This is a genomic window from Actinomycetospora endophytica, assembly GCF_021026375.1.
Taxonomy (GTDB): domain Bacteria; phylum Actinomycetota; class Actinomycetes; order Mycobacteriales; family Pseudonocardiaceae; genus Actinomycetospora; species Actinomycetospora endophytica.
The window spans coordinates 21,135-43,640 of sequence record NZ_JAJNDB010000009.1 but is presented as its reverse complement, the minus strand read 5'-3'; the positions used below and the strand labels follow the sequence as shown (position 1 = coordinate 43,640).

Annotated in this window: 19 protein-coding genes; 4 read left to right on the top strand and 15 right to left on the bottom strand. The window is 71.2% G+C overall.

What is annotated here, in order from left to right; genetic code table 11:
* Positions 1 to 93: 93 nt before the first annotated feature.
* Genes LQ327_RS30180 through LQ327_RS30155 form a run of 6 tightly spaced genes read right to left on the bottom strand, consistent with a single transcriptional unit; the run spans position 94 to position 7,276 of the window.
* Positions 94 to 888: an SDR family NAD(P)-dependent oxidoreductase gene (locus tag LQ327_RS30180; RefSeq protein WP_230739881.1), complete on the bottom strand. Its 795-nt coding sequence runs from the start codon at positions 886 to 888 to the stop codon at positions 94 to 96.
* A gap of 4 nt (positions 889 to 892) precedes the next feature.
* A complete protein-coding gene (locus LQ327_RS30175) occupies positions 893 to 2,329 on the bottom strand; it encodes an aldehyde dehydrogenase family protein (RefSeq protein WP_230739879.1) in 1,437 nt (478 codons plus the stop codon).
* A 2-nt stretch (positions 2,330 to 2,331) separates the two neighbouring features.
* Positions 2,332 to 3,060: a hypothetical protein gene (locus LQ327_RS30170; RefSeq protein ID WP_230739878.1), complete on the bottom strand. Its 729-nt coding sequence runs from the start codon at positions 3,058 to 3,060 to the stop codon at positions 2,332 to 2,334.
* A 15-nt stretch (positions 3,061 to 3,075) separates the two neighbouring features.
* Positions 3,076 to 5,010 carry a hydantoinase B/oxoprolinase family protein gene (locus LQ327_RS30165; protein ID WP_230739876.1) on the bottom strand — a complete coding sequence of 645 codons (1,935 nt, stop codon included), beginning with the start codon at positions 5,008 to 5,010 and terminating at the stop codon, positions 3,076 to 3,078.
* Positions 5,007 to 7,046 (bottom strand): hydantoinase/oxoprolinase family protein, encoded by a 2,040-nt coding sequence (locus tag LQ327_RS30160; protein WP_230739874.1) that lies wholly within the window; start codon positions 7,044 to 7,046, stop codon positions 5,007 to 5,009. Before LQ327_RS30160 ends, LQ327_RS30165 begins: the two co-directional genes overlap by 4 nt.
* A gap of 29 nt (positions 7,047 to 7,075) precedes the next feature.
* Positions 7,076 to 7,276 (bottom strand): hypothetical protein, encoded by a 201-nt coding sequence (locus LQ327_RS30155; RefSeq protein ID WP_230739871.1) that lies wholly within the window; start codon positions 7,274 to 7,276, stop codon positions 7,076 to 7,078.
* 221 nt (positions 7,277 to 7,497) lie between these two features.
* Between LQ327_RS30155 and LQ327_RS30150 the strand changes: the two genes are divergently transcribed.
* Positions 7,498 to 8,484: an AraC family transcriptional regulator gene (locus LQ327_RS30150; RefSeq protein WP_230739869.1), complete on the top strand. Its 987-nt coding sequence runs from the start codon at positions 7,498 to 7,500 to the stop codon at positions 8,482 to 8,484.
* A 9-nt stretch (positions 8,485 to 8,493) separates the two neighbouring features.
* On the opposite strand, the gene LQ327_RS30145 is transcribed toward LQ327_RS30150, so the two are convergent.
* Genes LQ327_RS30145 through LQ327_RS35090 form a run of 3 tightly spaced genes read right to left on the bottom strand, consistent with a single transcriptional unit; the run spans position 8,494 to position 11,821 of the window.
* Positions 8,494 to 9,384, bottom strand: a complete 891-nt coding sequence (locus LQ327_RS30145) for an HpcH/HpaI aldolase/citrate lyase family protein (protein WP_230739867.1) — start codon at positions 9,382 to 9,384, stop codon at positions 8,494 to 8,496.
* The gene (locus LQ327_RS30140; protein WP_230739865.1) at positions 9,381 to 10,541 is read right to left on the bottom strand and encodes a hypothetical protein; all 1,161 of its coding nucleotides are present in this window, start codon (positions 10,539 to 10,541) and stop codon (positions 9,381 to 9,383) included. Before LQ327_RS30140 ends, LQ327_RS30145 begins: the two co-directional genes overlap by 4 nt.
* Positions 10,538 to 11,821: a phenylacetate--CoA ligase family protein gene (locus LQ327_RS35090; RefSeq protein ID WP_230739863.1), complete on the bottom strand. Its 1,284-nt coding sequence runs from the start codon at positions 11,819 to 11,821 to the stop codon at positions 10,538 to 10,540. The genes LQ327_RS30140 and LQ327_RS35090 overlap by 4 nt, the downstream gene beginning before the upstream one ends.
* A 268-nt stretch (positions 11,822 to 12,089) precedes the next feature.
* Here LQ327_RS35090 and LQ327_RS30130 point away from each other — a divergent pair, with 268 nt between their 5' ends.
* The 3 genes from LQ327_RS30130 (at position 12,090) to LQ327_RS30120 (ending at position 14,934) form a co-directional block, all read left to right on the top strand.
* Complete coding sequence (locus LQ327_RS30130) at positions 12,090 to 12,791, top strand: GntR family transcriptional regulator (RefSeq protein WP_230739861.1); 702 nt, start codon at positions 12,090 to 12,092, stop codon at positions 12,789 to 12,791.
* Positions 12,792 to 12,916: 125 nt separating this feature from the next.
* On the top strand, positions 12,917 to 14,077 hold the full coding sequence (locus LQ327_RS30125) for an acyl-CoA dehydrogenase family protein (RefSeq protein WP_230739859.1): 1,161 nt from the start codon (positions 12,917 to 12,919) through the stop codon (positions 14,075 to 14,077).
* 50 nt (positions 14,078 to 14,127) lie between these two features.
* The gene (locus tag LQ327_RS30120) at positions 14,128 to 14,934 is read left to right on the top strand and encodes an HTD2 family dehydratase (protein WP_230739857.1); all 807 of its coding nucleotides are present in this window, start codon (positions 14,128 to 14,130) and stop codon (positions 14,932 to 14,934) included.
* Here LQ327_RS30120 and LQ327_RS30115 read toward each other — a convergent pair whose 3' ends face one another.
* The 6 genes from LQ327_RS30115 to LQ327_RS30090 form a co-directional block, all read right to left on the bottom strand.
* The gene (locus tag LQ327_RS30115) at positions 14,935 to 15,597 is read right to left on the bottom strand and encodes a nitroreductase (protein ID WP_230739855.1); all 663 of its coding nucleotides are present in this window, start codon (positions 15,595 to 15,597) and stop codon (positions 14,935 to 14,937) included.
* 10 nt (positions 15,598 to 15,607) lie between these two features.
* The gene (locus LQ327_RS30110; RefSeq protein ID WP_230739853.1) at positions 15,608 to 16,399 is read right to left on the bottom strand and encodes an enoyl-CoA hydratase/isomerase family protein; all 792 of its coding nucleotides are present in this window, start codon (positions 16,397 to 16,399) and stop codon (positions 15,608 to 15,610) included.
* The gene (locus tag LQ327_RS30105) at positions 16,396 to 17,568 is read right to left on the bottom strand and encodes an acyl-CoA dehydrogenase family protein (protein WP_230739851.1); all 1,173 of its coding nucleotides are present in this window, start codon (positions 17,566 to 17,568) and stop codon (positions 16,396 to 16,398) included. Before LQ327_RS30105 ends, LQ327_RS30110 begins: the two co-directional genes overlap by 4 nt.
* On the bottom strand, positions 17,565 to 19,289 hold the full coding sequence (locus LQ327_RS30100) for a CoA-transferase (protein ID WP_230739849.1): 1,725 nt from the start codon (positions 19,287 to 19,289) through the stop codon (positions 17,565 to 17,567). The genes LQ327_RS30105 and LQ327_RS30100 overlap by 4 nt, the downstream gene beginning before the upstream one ends.
* 97 nt (positions 19,290 to 19,386) lie before the next feature.
* Positions 19,387 to 20,706, bottom strand: coding sequence for an MFS transporter (locus LQ327_RS30095; RefSeq protein ID WP_230739847.1), 1,320 nt, complete (start codon positions 20,704 to 20,706; stop codon positions 19,387 to 19,389).
* Positions 20,707 to 21,892: 1,186 nt separating this feature from the next.
* Complete coding sequence (locus tag LQ327_RS30090; protein ID WP_230739845.1) at positions 21,893 to 22,273, bottom strand: hypothetical protein; 381 nt, start codon at positions 22,271 to 22,273, stop codon at positions 21,893 to 21,895.
* Positions 22,274 to 22,506 lie beyond the last annotated feature (233 nt).

Below are 22,506 nucleotides of genomic sequence, written 5' to 3'. Positions count from 1 at the left end.
CAACGGACCGACCGGTCGCGGTCAGGACCCGGCGCCACCCGGACGGCGGGCCGGGACGACCGTGGTGGGATCCGGCCACACGTCGCCCGGTCGTCAGTCGAGCGCGATGGTCGACGCGTCGACGACCGCACCGCCCCCGTCCGCGACGAGGACGTGCCCGGTGACCATCGACGCGTCTCCCGAGGCGAGGAAGGCGCAGCAGGACGCGATCTCCTCCGGCTCGGCGACCCGTCGCAGCGGGACGTGCGCCGACATGAGGACATGGGCCTGCTCGACGGTGATCCCCTCGCGCTGCGACAGGTAGGTCATGGCCCCCTCCCCCAGCGGCGTCCGGATCCACCCCGGGCACACGGCGTTTACCCGGACTCCCTTCGGCCCGTACTCGCGAGCCAGCCACCGCGTGACGCCGATGAGGGCCGCCTTGGCGGCGGTGTACCCCACGGTTCCGGGCGGACCGGCGATCAGTCCCGCGGTCGACGCGACCAGCACCAGTGAGCCCTGCGATTCCACGAGGTGCGGCAGCACCTCCCCGGCCAGGTGATAGGTGCCGTGCAGGTTCACCTCCAGGGCACGCTCGTACGCGTCCGCGTGCTTGGGGGCTGCCGTCCCGGCGATCGCGGCGCCCTGGGCGGCCACCACCGTATCCAGCCCGCCGAGCCGCGCGACGGTCTCGGACACCACCGCGCGCAGCGCCTCGCGGTCGGTCCCGTCGGCCGGCAGGGGGAGCGCGCCGGTCTCGTCGGCCAGCGTACCCAGCCTGTCGCTGTCGATGTCGGTGACGACGACCTTCGCGCCGTCCTCGACGAGGCGCCGCGTCGTCGCCGAGCCGAGCCCGCCGGCCGCGCCCGTCACGAGCGCGAGCTGGGGTCTTCTCCGTCGCTGTGCCATGGCCTCACACTCCTGGTCCGAGAACGATCTGCTTGAGCTCGGTGAACTCGTGGATGCCTTCGGGTCCGGTCTCGCGGCCCCAGCCGGAGCCCTTCCGCCCGCCGAAGGGGGCCGTCACCGTCGGGCCGAAGGTGTTGATCGCGACCGACCCGGCCTCGATGCGGGACGCGGCGTCGAGGGCGACGTCGCGGTCGGCGGTATAGACGGTCGCGGCCAGCCCGTAGCTGGTGTCGTTGGCGAGCGCGATGCCGTCGTCGACGTCGGTGAAGGTCTGGACGGCGGTGACCGGCCCGAACACCTCGTTGCGGGCCAGGTCGGCGTCGCGGGCGAGGCCGGTCACGAGCGTCGGCTCGTAGAAGAACCCTGGGCCTTCCCGACGACGACCGCCGGTCCCGACCGTCGCGCCCGCGGCGCGGGCGCGCTCGACGAAGGCCTCGGCGCGGTCCACCCCGGCGGCGTTGATCATCGGACCGATGCGGGTGTCGGGATCGAGCGGGTCGCCGATCGTCAGCGCGCCGAGAGCACCGGCCAGCTTCTCGACGAGCTCGTCGGCGCGCTTCTCCGACACCAGCACCCGGGAGAGCAGCGCGCAGACCTGGCCCGCGCCGCCGGTCGCGCCGGGGACCAGGGATTTCAGGACGGCGTCGAGCGGTGCGTCGTCGAGGATCAGCGCCGGTGACTTCCCGCCCAGCTCGAGGTGGGTGCGGGCGAACCGGGCCTTCGTTGCGTCGAGAATCTCCAGGGCCGCCCGCCGCCCGCCGGTCAGGCTGACCATGTCCACCCGCGGGTCGCCGGCGAGCGCGCGCCCGACGTCCGCGTCGGCGCACAGGACGCTCAGCGTGCCCTCGGGCAGGGTGGCCTCCGCGCACTCGGCGACGACCCGCATGACCAGCTGCGACTCCGGCGCCGCCTTGACGACGACGGGGCACCCGGCGAGCAGGGCGGGCACGACCTTCGTTGCCGTCGTGACCAGGGGGCCGTTGAAGGCCATGACAGCGGCAACCACGCCGGCGGGCTCCCGGCGGACGATCGTCTCGCCCAGGGGCGACGGGCGGACGTCGTCGCGCAGGGCGTCTGCGGCGCATTCCAGTGCCGCGTTCCAGGACCCGACGGCGCCGAAGCGGTGCAGCGTCCGGCTGTAGCGGACCGGCATCCCGGCCTCGAGCGCCCAGAGCCGCCCGATCTCGTCGAGCCGGGCCTCCATCGCGGTGCAGAACCGGCGGCACGCCGCGATCCGGTCGGCGACCGGCAGACGGGCCCAGGTCCGACGCCCGACCTGGTCGGCAGCCTCCAAGGCGTTCTCGGCGTCCTTCTCGGACGGCAGCACCACCTCGGCGACGGGCTGTTCGCCGGCCGGGGAGACGATCGCGTAGGGCTCGCCGGTCGCCTCTTGCCACCGGCCTCCGACGAGGACCTCACCGGCGTGCGGGACCGTCTCCACGATCAGCCGCCCGCCGCGAAGAACGGGCTCGCCGGCTCCATAAACATCGACGAGAACGGCGGGTTCATGAAGTCGGGGATCTGCATCTCCCCGGAGATCAGCATCTGTTTGACCTCCTCGCGGAACCCGGACGGGTCCCCCGCGATCTCGTAGAGGGCGAGGTGGCCGAGGTCGGGGACGCGGACGCCGGGCAGGGGCTTGACCGGCGAGGACTCGAACCGCTGGGCCCGCAGCATCCCGGTGGCGCCGAGGATCTGCGGGATGTGCTCGCCGTCGTACCAGCGGGCGAAGGTGCCGTCGGCGACGGCCTCGACGGCGGGCTTGCACCAGGCGAAGAACAGGTGCCGGTCGTCCAGGTTCTCCGCCTGGTCGAACTCCTTGCCGTACTGCGGCTCGCTCACCGGGGCGAGGAAGAGCGCGTCGAACGGCTGGTTCATGAAGTCCGGCAGCACCATCGAGCCGGACATCAGCATCTGCTTGACCTCCTCGCGGAAGCCGGCGGACGAGCCCTCGATCTCGTAGAGCGCGAGGTGGCCCATGTCGATCGGCACGACGCCGGGGAGGTTCTTCGCGCCGCCGACGAGGAAGCGCTGGGCACCGACCATGCCGGTGGTGTCCATGACCTGGGGGATGTGCTCGACGTCGTACCAGCGCGCGTAGGTGTCGTAGTCGCCGGTGTAGGTGCTCCAGGCGAAGAAGAGGTTGCGCTCGCCGAAGGTCGGTACCGCCATCGTGAGGAGTTCCTTTCAGGCCGGGCCGCGCAGCGCGGCCGTGGCGGCCTCGTCGATGCGCAGGTTCTCGGGGTCGAAGTGCGGGTCGCCGACGATGACGACGCCGTAGTCGCGGGCGGCGCCCTCGACGCTCACGTACTCGTCGCGGACGTCGGCGAGGACCTTCCGCGGGTCGCGCTCGAACGGGGCGCCCCAGCCCCCGCCGCCGTTGGTGAGGCACCGCAGCACCGAGCCCGCCGTCGTCCGCCAGGCCTTCTGTCCGCCGAAGTGGTGGTAGGTGCCGTGCTCGGGGTCGAGGGCCTTGCTCCGCGGGTCGAGGACGCCGGCGACGGGGGTGCTCCCGGCGTAGACGTCGTCGGTGGTCGCGACGAGCGCGTCGGGACCGCGGCCGTCGACACCCGGGAAGATCCACATGGCGCCGTTGGGGCCCGGCCGCCCGCCGTTCGCCCCGACCCCGCTGGGCTCCTTGGTCCGGAACGGCGAGAGGTACTGCTCGGCGTCGGTCAGCCAGAGGCTGTCCTTGAGGTTGGCGGCGCCACCGCGGTGCCGGCCCGCGCCGCCGGTGTCGATGGCGTGCTCCTTGCGCAGCACCACCACCGGGGAGTCGTGCTCGATCGTCTCGGTGGCCGGGTCGAGGTTGTTGAGGTTGAACAGGACGGTGTAACTGTCGCCGTCCCCGTCCCTGGTGGCGCCCCAGGGTCCGTGCTCGCCGCCGCACTGGGTGGCGCTGGTCCAGAACGAACCGTCGGCGCGCAGGCCGCTCGCGTTGTGGGTGTTGGTCGACCCGTAGTCGCCTCCGACGGCGCGCTCGCCGAGCACCGGGTTGAGCGCGTCGAACACGGCCGCGAGGAGGGTCCCGGAGGCCTCCCAGAACATCATCGGCGCCCCCTCGGGGGGCATCGCCGTCACCAGCGTGCCCGCCGGGGCGACGAGGTCGACGTGCCGCCAGGTGCCCGAGGTGAAGGGGATCTCGGGGTCGAGCAGCATCGTGAGCGCGACGCCGAGCGCGGTCTTGGCGTCGGTGATCCCGCAGTTGATGCAGGTCCGGGCCTGGGCGGAGGTGCCCGAGAGGTCGGCCTCGATCTCCTCGCCCCGCTTGCGGAGGGTCACGTGCACCGTGTAGCTGATCGAGTCGTCGAGGCCGTCGGCGTCGAGGGTGGCGGCGCCGTGGTAGTCCCCGTCCGGCACGGCGGCGAGGGCGTCGCGCATCCGGTCCGCCGAGGTGTCGCAGGTGTAGCGCAGGGTGCCGAGCACGGCGTCGAGCCCGTAGCGGTCGATGTTCTCGTGGACCAGCCGCTCCCCCAGTTGCAGCTGCTGGTGCATGCTCTTGAAGTCCGGGAGGAGCATCGCCCCGAAGCGCGAGTTGTCGAAGATCATGCTGAACGTGGAGCGCACGGGCGCGTCCCCCGACCACATGAGCACCGGCGGGATGACCAGGCCGTTCTCGTAGGTGTTCGCCTTGGTCGCGGAGAACCCGCCGGGGACCGTGCCGCCCATGTCGAGCTGGTGGGCGCAGATGTTGACGAACGCGACGATGCGGCCGTCGACGAAGACCGGCCGGGTGAACAGCACGTCGTTGACGTGCCGGCCGCCGCGGTTGGGGTCGTTGCAGATCAGCACGTCGCCGGGCGCGAGGTTCTCGGGGCCGTACTCCTCGACGGCGTTGCGCACCGCGTCGGGCATGCTCCCCAGGAACACCGTGAGGCTGTTCGACACGACGGCCATCCGGTAGTCGTGCTCGGGTGGCCCGCTGATGGTGCACGCGAAGTCGTACCAGTCGCGGATGATCGGGGAGAACGCCTCGCGCAGGAAGGCCGTCGACATGTGCTCGACGACGTACTTGAGCCGGTTGGCGATCACCGAGGCGGTGAACCGGTCGGCACGGTAGGTGGTCTCGAACTCGTCGTCGGACAGGTCCCTGATGCTGGTCGCGGGCTCGGTCGTCGTCATCGGTCGTTCCTCCGGATCACGAGCTCGCCGTAGCGCCCGACGCGCAGGTGCTGGCCGGCGCCGACGTGGGTGGTGGACAGGCCTTCGTCGACCACGAAGGGGCCCGTGAGCTCGTCGCCGGCCCGGAGGTCGGTCCGCGCGTAGACGGGTGCCTCGATCCCCGTTCCGTCGTCCCCCTCGAGGTAGCGCAGGGTCGTGGTCCGGGTCGGGGTGAGGTCCTCGCCGTCGGCACGATCGAGGATCTCGGGGTACTCGACCTTCGGGGTGTCGATCACCGCGCGGACCCGGAAGGTCACCCCCTCGACGGGCACCACGTCGAAGCGGTTCCGGGAGCGCTGCTCGTAGGTGTCGTGGAACGACGCGATCATGGTCCCGATCGCGTCGCCGTCAATCGTTCCGTCGGGCACCGGGACGAACGGGGTGTCCCAGCTCTGCCCCATGAGGTGGCCGTCGTAGCTGCGTTCCAGCCGGACGTCGACGCCGGGCTCGAGGCGCTCGCGGACCTGCTGCTCCATCTCCGCGAACAGCGTGTCGATCTGCGGGGCGACCTCGGGGCTCAGGATCGTGTAGGCGCTGCGGTTGAGGGTGAACACCTGGTCGGTGGACATCAGCCCGAGCGCGGAGAACAGGCCGGGCTCCGGGGGCACGATCACCTGCTTGCAGTGGATCGCCGCCATCGCCGCCGGCAACAGCATCGGTCCGGCCGCGCCGTAGGCGACGAGGCTGTAGTCGCGCGGGTCGACGCCGTTCTTGATGGCGACGTTGAAGACGCCCTCGGCGATGTTGTGCACCGCCATCTCGTAGGCGTGGCGGACCCGCTGGGCGAGGCTGAGTTCACAGTCGAGGGCCTCGAACGCCCGCCGGGCGAGGTCGGGCTGCAGCGCGAGCCGGCCGCCGGCGAATCCCGCCGGATCGATCAGGCCGATCATCAGGCAGGTGTCGGTGGTCGTCGGTTGCGTGCCGCCCCGCCCGTAGCAGGCCGGACCCGGAGCCGACCCGGCGCTCTCCGGACCGACGCGCACCTCACCGTTGCGCCCGATCGCGACGACGCTGCCGCCGCCGGCACCGATCGCCGAGACGTCGTTGGCCAGGGCGTTCACGACGAGGTCGTGCTCGAGCTCGAACGTGGTGTTGACGAACGGCTCGCCGCCGGTGACCACACTGATGTCGCACGAGGTGCCACCGACGTCCGCGCAGAGCAGGTGGGTCTCGCCGATCAGGGAGCCGAAGTGGGCGCTCGCGACGGTGCCCGCGGCCGGACCGGAGAACACGATGCGGAACGGCTGCTCCATCGCGCGGCCGGCCGGGACCAGCGTGGCCGCGCAGTCCGCGAAGTTGAGCTGGCCGGTGAAGCCGAGATCGGCCAGACCCTTCTCGAGCGTGGCCGCGTAGTCCGAGTAGATGATCTTCATGAGGGCGTCGACGACGGTCGTCGAGGCCCGCGCGTACTCCTTGGCCAGCGGGGAGACCTCACTCGAGATCGAGCAGGGGACGTCGCCGAGGACCTCGCGGACCAGCTCGCGCAGCCGCTCCTCGTGGCGGTGGTCGACGTAGGCGTTGATCAGGCAGATCGCGACCCCGACGACGCCGCACCGGCGCAGCACCTCGAGCTCGGCGCGCGCCTGGTCCTCGTCGAGGCCGAACAGCACGCCGCCGTCCGCGGTGATCCGCTCCCGGATCCCTCGGCGCAGGTAGCGGGGCACGAGGGGGCGGGACGCGTCGCCGAAGCTGCGCCGCCACCGCGGGTCCAGGATGGCCTCTGCCGGACGCCAGACGCGACCCATGTCGAGGATGTCCCGGTGTCCCTCGGTGGCCAGGAACCCGATCTTGGGCAGCCGACGGGTGATCACGGCGTTGAGACCGTGCGTGCTGGCGTGGTTGAAGACCGCGCTGTCCCCGACGCCGAGCAGCGCGGCGCCCTCGAGGACCGGCGCGGCGACGTCGCCGTAGTCGGTGGAGACCTTGGCGGTCTCGATCTTCCCGTCGCGCAGGGCGACCACGTCGGTGAACGTGCCGCCCACGTCGACTGCGATCATCGTCGAACCCTTCTTCTCGTCGACCCTGCTCAGAGCAGGTCGGACAGCAGCTGGATCGGGCCGAGCCGGGGCCCGTGCTCGCGGCTCACCGAGCACAGGCAGCGCTGGCACTTCACGACCTCGAACCAGCCGCCCTCGGAGTTGACGGGGTAGCGACGGAGTTCCGGCGCGCCGCACCGAGGGCAGGTGCCCTCGACCGGCTCGCGCTCCTGCGTGGGCGCCTGGGTCATGGCCGTGCGACTCCCTCGTGTCCTCCGGCGAGCGCCGGCCTGTGGGGTGTGAGGCGACGCTAGGACCGACGAGAGCCAGGTCACCATCCCGTGAGCGCTGGGAACCGTCCGCGAACCGCAGCACGTCAGCGCGCTGCGATCAGTTCGTACAGAAAATATTATGTGATAACGTGAGACGCCGGTGGACACCGGCGTACGACTCCGGGCACTTGCGAGGAAGCATGCTCGATCACACGACCCGCGCCGCCGAGGCCGGACCACAGCGGTTCCGCACCGACGACCTCGACGTGGCGCGCGAACGGATCAGCAAGACCTTCGCCGACCACGACGTCCGGGTGGCGGACGGGCGCACGATCGCCTTCCAGCTCGACCTCGCCCCGGCCGCCCGGGTGACCCTCGGGCAGCTCGGTTATGGCGCCGACGTGACCATCGACGGTCCCCCGATGCAGCTCTGCTACCACGTCAACCTCCCGATCGCGGGGTGCTGCGACGTCCGGCAGGGCGGGGTGTCCGGCACCACGACGGCCGGTCTCACCGGCAACGCGTTCGGCCCCGACGCCCCGCTGACGATCCGCTTCGCCCCGGACGCGACCCAGTACGTCGTGAAGCTGCCGCGAGAACTCCTCGAAGCGCACGCGGCGAAGCTCGTCGGCCGGCCGTGCGAGGACCCGATCGACTTCGCGCTGACCTTCGACACCACGACCGGCGCCGGCCAGGCTCTGGTGGCGACGGCGGGGTTCATGTACGCCGAGCTCGCGCGCCCCGGGGGTCTCGCGACCATGCCCGCCGCACGGCAGGAGATGGAGTCGGCGCTGATGACGCAGCTCCTGACCGCGATCCCCAGCCGGCTGTCCCCGCAGCTGGCGGAGCGGCCGTCGAACACCGGCCGGTCGCGCGTCCGGGAGGTCATGGACTACCTGGACGCACATCCCGACGACGTCGCGTGCACCGCCGATCTCGCCGCCTCGGTCGGGATCAGCGAACGTGCATTGCAAGCGGGGTTCCGCGATCTCGCGGGGATGTCCCCCACGGCCTACCTGCGTGGGGTCCGGTTGGACCGCGTCAACCTCGAACTCTCGACCCGTGGTGGGTCGGTGACCGACGTGGCGGCCGGCTGGGGTTTCTTCCACCCGGGCCGGTTCGCGCAGCAGTACCGCGACCGGTTCGGGGAACTGCCCTCGGACACCGCCCGCCGCGCCGAGAGCTGACCACGTCGGTCAGCGGGCCGCGATCGCGTCGGCCAGCGCGACGATGCCCTCGGCCGTCTTCGCGTGGGCGAGGTCGATGTGCTGGCCCTCGAAGTCGACGGCGCCGCTGCCCTCGGCCTCGGCCTTGCGGAAGGCCTCGATCATCCGACGGGCGTGGTCGACCGCCTCGGGTGAGGGGGTGAACACTTCGTTCGACACCGCCACGTGCGACGGGTGGATGCACACCATTCCCCGATAACCGAGCCCCCGGGCGTCGAGGGCGAAGCGGCGGAACCCGTCGAGGTCCTTGATGTCCTGCCATACCCCGGTCACCGGATGGTGCAGGCCGGCGGCGCGAGCGGCCAGGATGATGCGGCTGCGCAGATAGAGCGTCTCGAGCCCCTCCGGAGTGAACTCGAACCCGAGCTCACGGCCGACGTCGGCGCTCGGGCCGGTCGCCCCGAGCAGGCTGGACACCCGCGGGCTCGCCGCGGCGATCTCCTCGCAGTGCGCCATCGCCGCTGCGGTCTCGAAGCTCACGATCAGGCCCACCGACCCGGCCGCGAGGCCTTCGCGCTCCTCCACGTGTGACACCACGGCGTCGATCCGGACGATCTCCTCGGCGGAGAAGACCTTCGGCAGGAAGAGGCCGGCCAGCCCGTCGACCACGACCTTCTCGACGTCGGCGCCGAAGAGACCGCTGTCCATGCTGTTCGGGCGCACCCAGACGTCGGCGCGCACCTGCTCCCGGCGCAGGCGCCCGAGCGTCTCGCGGACGGTGTCCCGCGCGCCCGTCTTGTCGGCCGCCGGAACCGAGTCCTCGAGGTCGAGGATCAACGCGTCGACGCCCGAGGCGATCGCCTTGTCCGCCCAGCTCGACTTGTGGCCGGGCACGAACAGCATGGAACGGTACGGGTTCATGTCATGCACAATATATTATCTGAGCCCAACGAGGAAGCCCGTCGCGCACCCCGGTCGTCCGCCGTGGACGACGCTCTCGGCGCCCGGAGCACGACTCCGTCGGCGGTCGCGGCGCGTCGGGCGAGCTCGAGGAACGGGTTCCGGGCGGCCCGATCGTCGCGTGCTGTCGCGGCGGCGAGTTCGTCGAGCGGCCAGGTCGCGAGCGCCCCGTGGCGGGCGAAGTAGAGGCCGACGTGAGTGACGCCGTGCCGGTCCGGCGCATCGAGCCAGGCCCGGGCCAGCAGGTGGTGGCACCAGCCGTGGAGGCGTCCGAGGTCGCGCAGCGGGTCCGCGGGGGTCACGACGTCCACGAGCAGCGCCGGACCCGATCCACCCGTGCCCGGCCCGATCACCGTCCCGCCCTCGGCCCACCGCGGGACGAACACCGCGTCCGCGGTTCCGAGGGCGAGACCCGCTCCGGGTCGACCGGCGCAGCGGTGCAGCCGGGTCAGGATTCCGGCTTCGCAGGCCAGCGCGACGAGCTCCGCGGCCTCGTCCTGCGCCGCTGCCGGCAGGAACGGGCCGGCCTTGTCCCCCGCCGGCGGGCCGTGCCTCGGGGCCGCCGGGACTCCGGCCGCCCAGCCGGCGGTGACGGCGCACATCGCCGCGAGCTGCCGCTCGGTCGCCGGGTCGGCGAGTCGACCCGGCGGCGCCCACGCGTCGAGCAGTTCGAGCTCGGTGGCGACGACCCGGGCGACCCGACCATCGCGTCCCCGCGGCACCGGTCGGCCCGGCGAGAGCGGGTCACCCACGTCGAGCCAGCCCGGCCCGGCCGGGCGCCACCGCAAGGCCGTGCGACGACGACCCTCGGAGAGCCCGGTATGGCTGGGGAAGCGGGCCGCCAGCTCGTGCAGCTCACGCCGGGGCGCGAGCCCGAGACGGTGAGCGCCGACCAGCGCCCGGTAGGGCGGTGCGTGCTGGACGACCAGACCGAGCCGGGCCCGCACGATCGCCTGGACCAGAGCACGGTGACCGGCCGTACTGCGGCGCGCAGAACGCAGCGGCACCCGCCCCCGCAGCGCATCGCCCACGCGGTCGGCCAGGGCGGCGTGATCCAGGGATCCGGCGCGGAACCACTCGCCGAGCGCCCCGCAGCGCAGGTGCGACGCGAGGGTCATGGCCTCGGGGGGACCCGTTCCACCAGCGCGACCTTGACGTGGTCCGGCCGCTGCAGGGTGCCCTCCGGAACCAGCTCGACCACGGTCTTGACGTTGAGCGCGGAGCGGATGCGGGTCTCGAGCTCGGACCGCAGACCCTCGCGCCGGTCGTCGGGCAGGTCGGCGGCGTGCTCGACGACCACGGGTAGCGGCCGCTGGGTGGAGTGGCCCTCGAAATCCGCGCGGATGCGCATCTCGCCGGTCGTCGCGGGCGCCATGGCCTGGACCAGGTCCTTGATCGCGGAGGGGAAGAGGTTGATGCCACGGACGATGAGCATGTCGTCGGTGCGCCCGACACAGCGGACCTTGTAGCCGGTCCGCCCGCACGGGCAGTCGGTGCCGGTCACCACGACCTGGTCGCGGGTGCGGAACCGCAGCAGCGGGGACGCCCGGCGGCGCAGCGCGGTGTAGACCAGCTCGCCCTGGGCGCCCTCGACGGGGTCGATGACGGTGCCGTCGGGGTCGATGAGCTCGGCGACCATGAGGTCCGGGGACAGGAAGTGCATGCCGTCGGCCGCCTCGCACTCGCCCCAGTAGGTACACCCGATGTCGGTGCCCCCGAGCATCTCGCGTACCGAGGCGTCCCAGAGTCCCTCGAGCTTCTCCCGTACCGCCGGCAGTCCGCCGCCCGGCTCGCCCCCCACGCTGATCGACCGGACCCCGAGGTCCCTGGCCTTCGTCCCGAGGACGGTCGGCGCCTGCTCGGCGAGGTGGGTCAGGAAGTACGGCGTCCCGATCAACGCGTCCGGGCGTTGGTCGGCCTGCACCCGTAACAGCCGCTCCACCCCGGCCTCGGCCCCGATCGGGATGTCGACGATCCCCATGTACTGCAGGATCTGCACGATCGGCAGGCCCCCGACGAAGCCCTTGCTCATCCCGAACCCGTGCAGCAGCCGGTCACCCGGACGGAAGCCGTTGGCGTAGAGGGCGCGAGCGCCGAGCTCGCACCAGGTCTGCACATCCGAGGCGGTGAGCCCGACATAGGACGGGCTGCCGGTGGTCCCCGACGACGCCTGGATCTGCACGACCTCCGCCGGGTCGGCGGCCAGGTGGTGACCCAACGGCGGCGCCGCGGCCAGGCTCTCCCGCAGCTCCTGCTTCTCGGTGAACGGCAGACCGACCAGGTCCCCGACCGTGCGGACCCTCGCCGGGTCCACCCCGTGCTCGTCGAACTTCGCCCGGTAGAAGGCACTGTGACGCGCGAGGTGATCGACCTGCTCACGCAGCCGCTCCTCCTGCACCCTGCGCGCCTCCACCGGCCGGAGCACTTCGGCCCAGCTCCAGTGAGCACTCGACGCGGGCCTGGCCGGTCGCACATCCATCTCGTACCTCTTCACTCGGAAGCGCTAAATATAAAATGCACAGTACGAAGGCGCCAGACCCCGTCGGCGAGTCGTTGCACGTCCGAGCCCGGCTCGATCTTCGAACGCTGATACCCTTGACCGGTCGAGCGGAGGAGTCGAAACGACCTCACCCGCAATATCATGCGTGATCCTGGGGGAACCGGAGATGGCCGACGAGGTAACCGCGATCTCGCGGGGCAACCACCGCACGCCGTTGCCCGAGGAAGTGGCCACGTACGTCCGCGAGCGGATCATCTCGGGAGAGGTCCGCCCCGGCGACTTCCTACGGCTCGAGCCGATCGCCGAGGCCATGGGGATCAGCAACACCCCGGTCCGCGAGGGCTTACTCACCCTGCAGAGCGAGGGCTTCGTCGAGCTCGTCCCCCGTCGAGGCTTCATGGCCGCGGCATTCACCGAGCAGGACCTGCGTGACCTGTTCTGGACCCAGGCGCAGCTGGCGAGCGAATTGGCCGCCCGGGCCGCCAAACGGATCACTCCCGAGCAACTCGAGCGACTCGATGCCGTCCTCGCGGAGCACGAGGCGGCGGTCGACAACGACGATGCCGAACGGATGGCCGCCCTCGGGCACGCCTTCCACCGCGAGATCAACCTCGCGGCCGACTCCCGGCGACTGACCTTCCTGCTCGCCGCGGCCGTCAAGCACCTTCCCAACCGCTTCTACGCCTCCATCGAGGGCCAGGTGGAGGGTGCGCGCCAAGACCACCCCAAGATCGTCGAAGCTCTCCACCGCCGGGACGTGCGCAAGGTGCGCTCCCTGATGAACCAGCACATCCTCGCCGGCGCCGACCGCCTGGTGGACGAGCTGTCCAAGCGCGGCCTGTGGTCCGACGAGGAGAGCGTCTCCTAGCACCCCGTCCCCGGCGCTGGCCGGGGCCTCGGCGGGGGTGACAGGTCACCACGGCAGACCTTGCTACCGCCGACGATGAATATATTATGTGTGGACGATCGCGCTACTGGTGGGAGTGATTCACGGTGTCGAGCCTGTCGTCCGAGGAACGGTTCGTGGTGGAGACGGTGCGGGCGTTCGTGGACAAGGACGTCAAGCCGGTGGTCTCCGAGCTCGAGCATGCCAACAGCTATCCCGAAGCCCTGATCGAGTCGATGAAGGAGCTCGGGATCTACGGACTGGCGATCCCGGAGCCCTGGGGTGAGGCGCCGGTGTCGATGCCCTGCTATGCGCTGGTCACGGCCGAACTGGCGCGGGGCTGGATGTCGCTGGCCGGGGCGATGGGCGGGCACACCGTGGTCGCGAAGCTGCTGGTGGCGTTCGGGACCCAGGAGCAGAAGGACTCGTATCTGCCGCGGATGGCGACCGGGGAGCTGCGGGCGACGATGGCGCTGACCGAGCCCGGCGGTGGGTCGGATCTGCAGGCGATGACCACGACCGCGCGCCGGTCCGGGAACTCGTACGTGGTGAACGGGTCCAAGACCTGGATCTCCAACGCGCGCCGGTCCGGGTTGATCGCGCTGCTGTGCAAGACCGACCCCGCCGCGGAGCCCAAGCACCGAGGGGTGTCGATCCTGCTGGTCGAGCACGGGCCCGGGCTGGAGGTGTCGAAGGACCTGTCGAAGCTGGGCTACAAGGGGGTGGAGACCTGCGAGCTCAACTTCACCGACATGGCCGTGCCCGCCGACGCGCTGCTCGGCGGCGAGGAGGGCCGCGGGTTCGCCCAGATGATGAAGGGCCTGGAGACCGGGCGGATCCAGGTCGCGGCCCGGGCGCTGGGGGTCGCGACGGCGGCGTTCGAGGACGCGCTGGCCTACGCCCAGCAACGGGAGGCGTTCGGGAAGCCGATCTGGCAGCACCAGTCGATCGGGAACTACCTCGCCGACATGGCCACCAAGATCACCGCGGCGCGGCAGTTGATCCTGCACGCCGCGGAGCGCTTCGACGCCGGGGAGCGGGCGGACATGGAGGCGGGGATGGCGAAGCTGTTCACCTCCGAGATCGCCATGGACGTCGCGTTGAACGCGGTCCGCATCCACGGCGGTTACGGCTATTCCACCGAGTACGACGTGGAACGCTACTTCCGCGACGCCCCGCTGATGATCGTCGGCGAGGGCACCAACGAGATCCAACGCAACGTCATCGCCGGCCAGCTGGTCAAACGCGGCGGACTCGGCGAACCGTGAACGCCCTCGCTCACGCGATTGAGGACTGGGCACCGCAGTCCGAGTCCGCCGTGGTGACACTCGACCGGTGGCCCACCGACGCGTTCGCCGCCCTGCTGGACCAGCCACCGCCGTCGGGTGATCGCCTTCCGCCGCTGTGGCAGTGGCTGTACTTCCTCGAGCACCCGCGCTCGGACGAGCTCGGTCCCGACGGCCACCTCGCGTCCGGGCACTTCCTGCCGCCGATCCCCCGCCGTCTGCGGATGTTCGCCGGGGGACGCGTGGAGTTCCGGGCGCCGTTGCGGCTCGGCACCGAGGTGCACCGCGACTGCCGCATCACCGACATCGTTCCGAAGACCGGCCGTAGCGGCGAGATGCTGTTCGTGACCGAGCGACGCGAGTACTCCGACAGCGACGGGCTCGCCGTGGTCGAGGAACAGGACGTCGTCTACCGGCAGGCCCCCGCCACCGACGAAGGCCGCAACACGGCATCGTCGTCGGGCAGTCAGCACGCACCGCCGGCGATCGAGAGGGCGACCCTCCCCGACGACCGCATCGGCCTCCTCCCCGACTCGCGGATGCTCTTCCGGTACTCGGCATTGACCTACAACGCCCACCGAATCCACCACGACGAGCCCTACGCCCGCGACGTCGAGGGCTACCCCGGTCTCGTCGTGCACGGACCCCTGCTCGCCCTGCTGCTGCTGGAACCGGCACGGCGGGCCGGCCTCTCACCCGACCTCGCCACATTCACCTTCCGGCTCCGCCGGCCCACCTTCGCGGGCACACCGGTCGTGGTCGCCGAGAACGGCGACGACCTCTCCGCCGGGCCGCCCGACGGCGAGCCCGCCGTCACGGGCTCAGTCACCTGGCGCTGATCAGCGGTCCACCACCGTCACCGCGTCGGCGACCTCGGCGCGCTCGGTGCGGAAACCGTTGACCGGGTCGGACTCGTCGGCGTAGCCGAGCGAGATGGCGCAGACCACGAGACGGTCCTCCGGCAGCTCGAAGAACTCCCGCACGTGCCCGGAGTACACCGCAATCGCGGCCTGCGGGATCGTCGCGACCCCGCGCTCCCGCGCCGCGGTGAGGACGTTGGCGACGTAGCCACCGCAGTCGATCGCCCCATAGGTGCCCTGGAGCCTGTCGGTGGTGATCACGGCGACGTGCGGGGCCCCGAAGAACAGGTAGTTCCGCATCATCTGGGCCTCACGGGCCGGCATGTCTTGTCGGTCGATCCCGAGGCTCGCGTAGAGCGCGTACCCGGCGCCGCGGCGCCGGTCCCGGTAGACGCCCCGGTACTCGGCGGGCATCTCCAGGTCGGGGCTGGGCGGGTTCCCCCGGACGTGCGCCGAGAGGCTCTCGGCGAACCGCTTGGTGGCCGCGCCGCGGGTGAGCAGGACCTGCCAGGGCTGCGTGTTGCACCACGACGCGGTCCGCTGCGCGACGCGGAAGATGTCGTCGAGCAGCTCGTCCGACAGCTCCTCGTCCCGGAAGGCCCGGCAGCTCCACCGGGACCTCAGGAGTTCCTCGAAGGTCATCGTCGTCCTCTCAGAACTGCGGCGGGCGCCGCTCTCGGTGTGAGGCCAGTCCCTCGCGGACCTCCGGCCCGGCGAAGCCGTAGAACTCGAGGGCCAGGGAGTTGTCGAAGATCGCTCCGGCGACCTGCCGGTACCAGTTGTTCAACGATTGCTTGGTCCAGCGGATCGCGTTCGGGGCGCCGTGGGCGAGCTCGGTGGCGATCTCCCGGGCCGTCGTCAGGAGCTGGTCGTCCTCGACGCACACGGAGACCAGCCCGATCCGCTCGGCTTCCTCCCCGGAGAGGGGGCGGCAGGTCATCAGGTAGTACTTGGCCTTCGCCATCCCGCACAGCAGCGGCCAGCAGATCGCGGCGTGGTCGCCGGCGGCAACGCCCAGCCGGGTGTGACCGTCGATGATCTTCGCGGTCCGGGTGACCACCGAGACGTCGGCGAGCATCCCGGCGACCAGGCCGGCGCCAACGGCGGGTCCGTGGATCGCGGAGACGATCGGCTTCGAGCAGTCGATGACGTTGTAGACCAGGTCGCGGGCCTCGCGCATGGTGCGGGTGCGGGCCTCGAAGTCGGTGGAGAGCTTCTCGACGAGGTCGAAGGATCCGCCCGCGGAGAAGCCCTTGCCCTCCCCGCGCAGCAGCACGACCCTGACCGCGTCGTCGGTGTCGAAGTCCCGCCAGATCTCGGCGAGCTCGGCGTGGGCGGCCTCGCTGACCGCGTTGAGGTTCGGTGCGTCGAGGACGAGCTCGACGACGCCGGAGGGGTCGGAGCCGTCGACGCGCAGGCTCGGGAACCGGTCGTAGCCCGTCACGCCTGCGCCTGCCGGATCAGTTCGCGGCCGACGATCAGCTTCTGGATCTCGCTGGTGCCCTCGTAGAGCCGGAGCAGGCGCACGTCGCGGTAGAGCCGCTCGACGGGCATCTCGCGCATGTATCCCGCACCGCCGTGGACCTGCACGGCGAGGTCGGCGACCTTGCCGGCGGCCTCGGTACAGAACAGCTTCGCCGCGGACGGGCCGATCCGACGGTCGGTGCCGTCGAGGTAGCGCGCCGCCGCCTCACGGGCGGTCGCCTTGCCGGCCATCACCAGCGAGGCCTGCTCGGCGAGCATCGCCTGCACCAGCTGCCGCTCCCCCGTCGGGACCCCACCCTGCCGGTTCACCGCGGAGTAGGCCACCGACTCGTCCAGCGCGCGCTGGGACAGGCCCATCGCCAGCGCCGAGATGTGCACCCGCCCGCGGGCCAGCACCGCCATCGCCGCCCGGAACCCGGTGTCGATCTCGCCGCTGATCAGCGCCTCCGGCCCGACCCGCACCCCGTCGAAGGTCACCTCCGACGACGTGGCGCCTTCCTGGCCCATCTTGCGGTCCTTCGGCCCGACGATGACCCCGGCCGTCGTCGTCGGGACCAAGAAGACCGCGATCCGGCCGTCGCTCTCGGCGGTGCCGCGCACCTTCGCGAAGGTGACCAGCAGGTCGGAGAGCGGCGCGTTGGTGATGTAGCGCTTCTGCCCGTCGATGACCCACGCGCCGTCGGTCCACGTCGCGGTCGCGCGCATCCCCGAGGGATCCGAGCCGGCCTCGGGCTCGGTCAACGCGAAGGAGGCGATGCAGCGGCCCTCGGCCATCGGCTCGAGCCATTGCTTGCGCTGCTCGTCGGTGCCGTAACCGACCAGGACCTGCCCGGCGATGCCGTTGTTGGTCCCGAACAGCGACCGGAACGACAGGGCGGTGTAGCCCAGCTCGAACGCGAGCTCGACGTCCTGGGTGATCACCAGCCCGAGTCCGCCGTAGGCCTGGGGCAGGGCGTAGCCGAACAGGCCCATGTCCGCGGCCCGGGCCCGGATGTCCGGCGGGATGGCGTCGGACTCGGCGATCTCCTGTTCCCGGGGGACGACCTGCTCGCGGACGAACTCCCGGACCTGGGCGCGGATCTGCGCGAAGTCCTCGTCGTCGACGACCTGCACGGTCGGTGCGCTCACTGCTGCTTCCCTTCGCTGCCGGGGTGTGGCCGCGTCCGGCGGCCGAGGAAGAGTCCGTCGGGGTCGAAGGACCGCAGGGTCCCGACGTCGGCGGTGCTCACCGGGCGCAGGTCCCGGACGTGATCGGCGGTCTTGAGCGCCCACCCGCACCGGGACCGGGCGAGCTCGATCCGCTCGTGCTGCGGTTCCGGTCCGGGAGCGACCGCGGTGAGCACCAGCTCGCCGTCGGCGTTCTCCAGGATGCCGAGGTCGGTCACGACCGCCCGCACCCGCTCGCCGGGGCTGGTGATGTAGTCGGTGGCAGCGACGAACCGGCGTGGGCTCATCGTGCCCACGACCAGGGTCTCGTCCGCGCCGGTGACGACGTCGTTGGCGCCCCCGGAGCCGACCAGGTGGGTGCCGTCGTCGGTTCGGGTGGTGTTGATGTTGCCGTGCCGGTCGATCAGCGCGGCGCCCACACACGCGATCGCCCGGGTGGTCGGGCTCGTGACGAAGGAACCGAGGACCTGTTCGGTGTCGAGCAGCATCGACGAGGTTCCGAAGTTGGCGAAGCTGAACGGGTAGGGGTCGCCCGGGGCGGGGTCGTAGCCCCACAACCCGAGCTCGGCGGTCAGCGCGACCCGGTGACCGGCCTGCCGGGCACGGGCGACGCCGTCCCAGGCGGCGAGGTTGGCCAGGCCGGCCCCGGCCAGCACCCCGTCGGCGCCGATCGCGGCGATCCGCTCCACCAGCAGGTCCGCCAACCACACCGCCGCCCGCTCCGTCGCAGACGGTTCGCCGGCGTCGGCGACGGGCCCGTCGGGGCGCCGTCCGGTCGCGGCCGCCACGAGCCCGTCGAGACGCTCCCGGCCCAGCTTGGCCAGGTAGGCGTCGTGATCGGCCGGCTCGAGGACCCACTCTCGGATCCAGTCATCGAAGTCGTCGCGCCGGCTGGCCTCACGCACCTCGACCCAGAACCCGATGTCCTCGCCGTAGCCCGACACCGGCAGCGCCTGCTCCCGAGGCCCGGCGAACACCCCCCCGGGATGGGCGCCGAAGGGTGCCTCGACGACGGCCAGCACCCGGTGCGCCGGGATGCGCACGAACCCCGACCACGGCCGCAGGTCGTCCACGACCCGCTCCACACTGGCGACGACCCCCCGCCGGGCGGCCATTGCCCCGACCACGCCCTCGAACATCGGCGGTGCGATCGCGAGATTGCCCTCCCGGTCGGCCACCGCGGCGTGCAGCAGCGCGACGTCCGGCGCGAGCGCAGCGACCAGACCGAGGTGACCGAACGGGGTGTCGACCTCGGTATAGGCCGCGTTGGCCGCCATCGACGAGCCAGCGACCGAGCCGGTGACGACGGCGGGCACGCCGGTCGCCGCGGCCCGCAGCCGCTGGATGAACGTCAGGAACGACCAGTGCTCGACCTCCACGCCACCGTGCGCCCCGAACCCGGCCTGATAGACCGGGTTCGGGGTGAACACCGGGAACGAGTCCCCCGAGTACACCGACACGACCTTCGCCAGACACCCCGCCCGCACCAGCACGGTGCCCAGCGAGGACAGGCTCGCCATGATCAGGGTGAAACCCGAGGGCCTTCCCCAGTGCTGCCGGGCCACCTCCCGCACCAGCGCGCTCCACCGGCTGTGGCCCATCACCACGTGGATCGCGTCGCCCGGCCGCACATGACGCTCGACCGCCTCGGCCAGCCCGCAGAACTCCACCCGGCCCGTCACGCGCAGCTCCTCAACCTTCGACGACTCCGAAACAATATATTTTGTTCTGAGTGACTGACAACCGCTGGGTGGCGGGGATCGCAGGAGCGATGGCGACTCAGGCGGAGTCGGGCGCGGCGAACCGCACCAACCCGACGGCTGCGAGGCTGATCGCGGCCGCGACGGCGACGTAGACGGCGACCGACAGCGTCGTCCCGGTGCCGGCAATGAGCGCGACTACGACGAAGGGGGCCAACCCACCGCCGACGACGTTGGCGACCTGGTTGCCCAGCGCGGCCCCGGAGTACCGCACGCTCGGCGGGAACATCTCCGCGAACATCGAGCTCGCCGTCCCGAACATCGCCCCGACCGCCACCTGGGCGACGCACACGGCCAGCAGCACCCACCCGAAGCTCCCCGTCTCGACCAGCGGGAACAGGGCGAACGCCCAGACCCCCGCGAGCGCGGCACCGCCGGCGTAGACCGACCGGCGCCCGACGACGTCGGAGAGCCAGCCACAGAGGACTGTCGCGACCCCGAACGCCACCATCGACAGCATGATCGCCGTGAGCATCGTCGACTTCGGGATCCCGACGTCACGCACTCCGAAGTCGAGGACACCGGTCGCAGTGACGTAGAAGAGGATCGTGGCGACGAGGAACGTCGCGGCCGCGACCAGCATCTGGCGTGGTCGGCGCAGGATCTGGAGCACCGACGAGCGCGGCCGCTCTCCTTCCGCGAGCAGGGCCGCCTCCGCGGCACGGAACGCCGGCGTGTCGGAGATGTAGCGGTGCATGTAGTACGCGATCGGGAACATCACCACGGTGAGCAGGAAGGGGATGCGCCACCCCCACGCCGAGAACTGCGCACCCGAGGTGGTCCCGCTCACCAGCAGGAACACCAACGTCCCGAGGATCATCCCGACCGACACCCCGATCTGGGGCAGTGCCGCGTGCAGGCCCCGTCGACGGGGGTCGGCGTGCTCGAGGGAGATGAGCGTCGCCCCCGCCCATTGCCCCCCGACCGAGATGCCCTGCAGCACGCGCAGGAGGGCGAGGAGGACCGGCGCCACCACGCCGACCGAGGCGTAGGTCGGCAGGGCGCCGATCAGCAGGGTGGCCGCGGCCATCAGCACGAGCGCCCCGATGAGGGCGGGCTTGCGCCCGTAGCGGTCGCCGATGTGACCGAAAACGGCCGCCCCAATCGGGCGGCCGGCGAACCCGACGGCGAACGTCGCGAACGCGGCGAGCACTCCTGCGACAGGGCTCACGGATGGGAAGAACTGGGCCCCGAAGACCAGCGAGGCGGCCGTACCGTAGATCAGGAAGTCGTAGTACTCGATCGCCTGCGAGGCGATCGCGGCGGGCAGGACCCTGCGCGGCCTGGTGGCCGCCGGAACCGCCGTGGTCGCCGCCGGGGCGCCCTCGTGAAGCGTCATCGCCAACCTCTCCGTACGTCGTGCGCGAGGCTCGCGATCAGGCCGCGGAGACGGACGCGACGGCCGGAGCGCTGAGCGACACCGATAGTGTGAAATATATGATGCTGAGAGCGGGGTCGTGATCGCAAGGCTTCGCCCGCACCGCTCGAAACATGACTCGCTCGGGGGCGCTGGCCGGTCGCCACCGGTGGCGTGGCCACCTGCCTCGACTACGACAAGGCTCGGCACCTCAAGGAGGCGATCACGACCGGCGACCTCACCTTCCACTGATCACCGTGGCGAGCGCGGGACATTCAGATGGGCTGGGCGGTCCTGTTTGGTGGCCGCTTACGTCACACCAGCGCCGCTCACGGAGGCCTACCGGTCAAGATCACGACTGCTTCAGACCATCGCTGACCAGCACAAACGCGCACCGTAGCTCACCGCTGCGGACGAGAATCATGATCCGTCCAGTGTGGGTTCGAATCCCACCGGGGGCACTCATCCGTGCAGGTTCAGCGCCTCGAGGTCCAGACCGCCATGCGGCCGTCGTCACGGGCAAGCACGTCAGCGCCCAGCCAGGGGTCACCAGCATCCGGTCGCTTTCATTTCGGATTGGCGCCCCAAGGTTTGGAAGGCCGTCCGGCCCACGGTTCAGGGTCGGAGGGCCCTGTGGATTCTTCGTAGGACGAGAATAGTGAGGGGGATGAGCGACCTCCTGTGCGTCACCTGCCTGCGTGAGCAGCCCATGAACACGGACCCGTCTTGCGTCGCGGTGACGATCCTCGATGGCATGGCGGTGTGTAGAACCCACGCTCTCGAACTCCTCGGGCAGCATGATCGTGACGAGAGGGTGCATCTGCAAGAGGAGAAAAAGGCGAGGTACAGCTTGTAGCCCTGCCCGCGCGGCTAAGGCATCGCCTGAGGGGCACACAAGGACGCCCGAGCTCGTCGCCACCACGAGCAGGCCGATCGAGGCGACCTCGGCGACCTACACCTGCCGACCTCGTCCGTGATTTCGACCAGCTCGCCCTCGCCGGAATCGTGCCGCGCCCCGCACTGAGTCTCGTGCGGGGTCCTGGATGACCAACCTAGTCAGCGAGTCGGAGAGCTCGGGGCTCGAGTCCCTGGCTGCGGATGACACCTGGGGTGGACGCAGTGTCGACGGCAGGCCCTCACACAGGTCGGCGTGGTGGCCTGGTCGTGTTCAGCCCGGTCCAGGATGGGCGTCGAGCTGGACGGCCAAGGTCGTCGGAGGGTTGTGGAACTCGACGAGCGCGCCGTCGATGAGGCGCTGGATCCGCGCCTGGCCGAGCACCCGTGCCAGGTAGGGGTGCCACGAGTCGAGCCGGCCGAACACCAGCAGCAGTTCCCGGGAGCTGTGGGGACGAAGTTCGTGCAGCAGAGCGGCCAGTCGTTCAACGGCGGCCTGGTCGACCGGCCCTGCCATCCCGACCGCGACACAGCCGGGACCGAAATAGCGCACCGCGACGGCGGGGGCGCCTCGGTGGGCGAGGGCTAGCTCGTCGGCGACGTCGTGGCGGGCCCGATGCCGCCGCTCGGCCAGCACGTGGCCGTCGTCGTCCATGACCGGAGCAGGGAACGCCGCGTCGTCCTCGCGCGTGTCGTCGGCTACCGCCGAGCCCTGATCGAACTGTGCGCGATCGGGTCCGGGACCGGACCGTGATCCTTCCGACGCTGTCGACGCGGCACGCGCCTTTTCGCGGGTCGTCGACCGGCGGGCGAGCATCATCGGCCTACCTGGCCCATTTGTCCTCCTCGTCCGCGGTCACCCTCCGCAGAACAGCGCAGACTATTCGC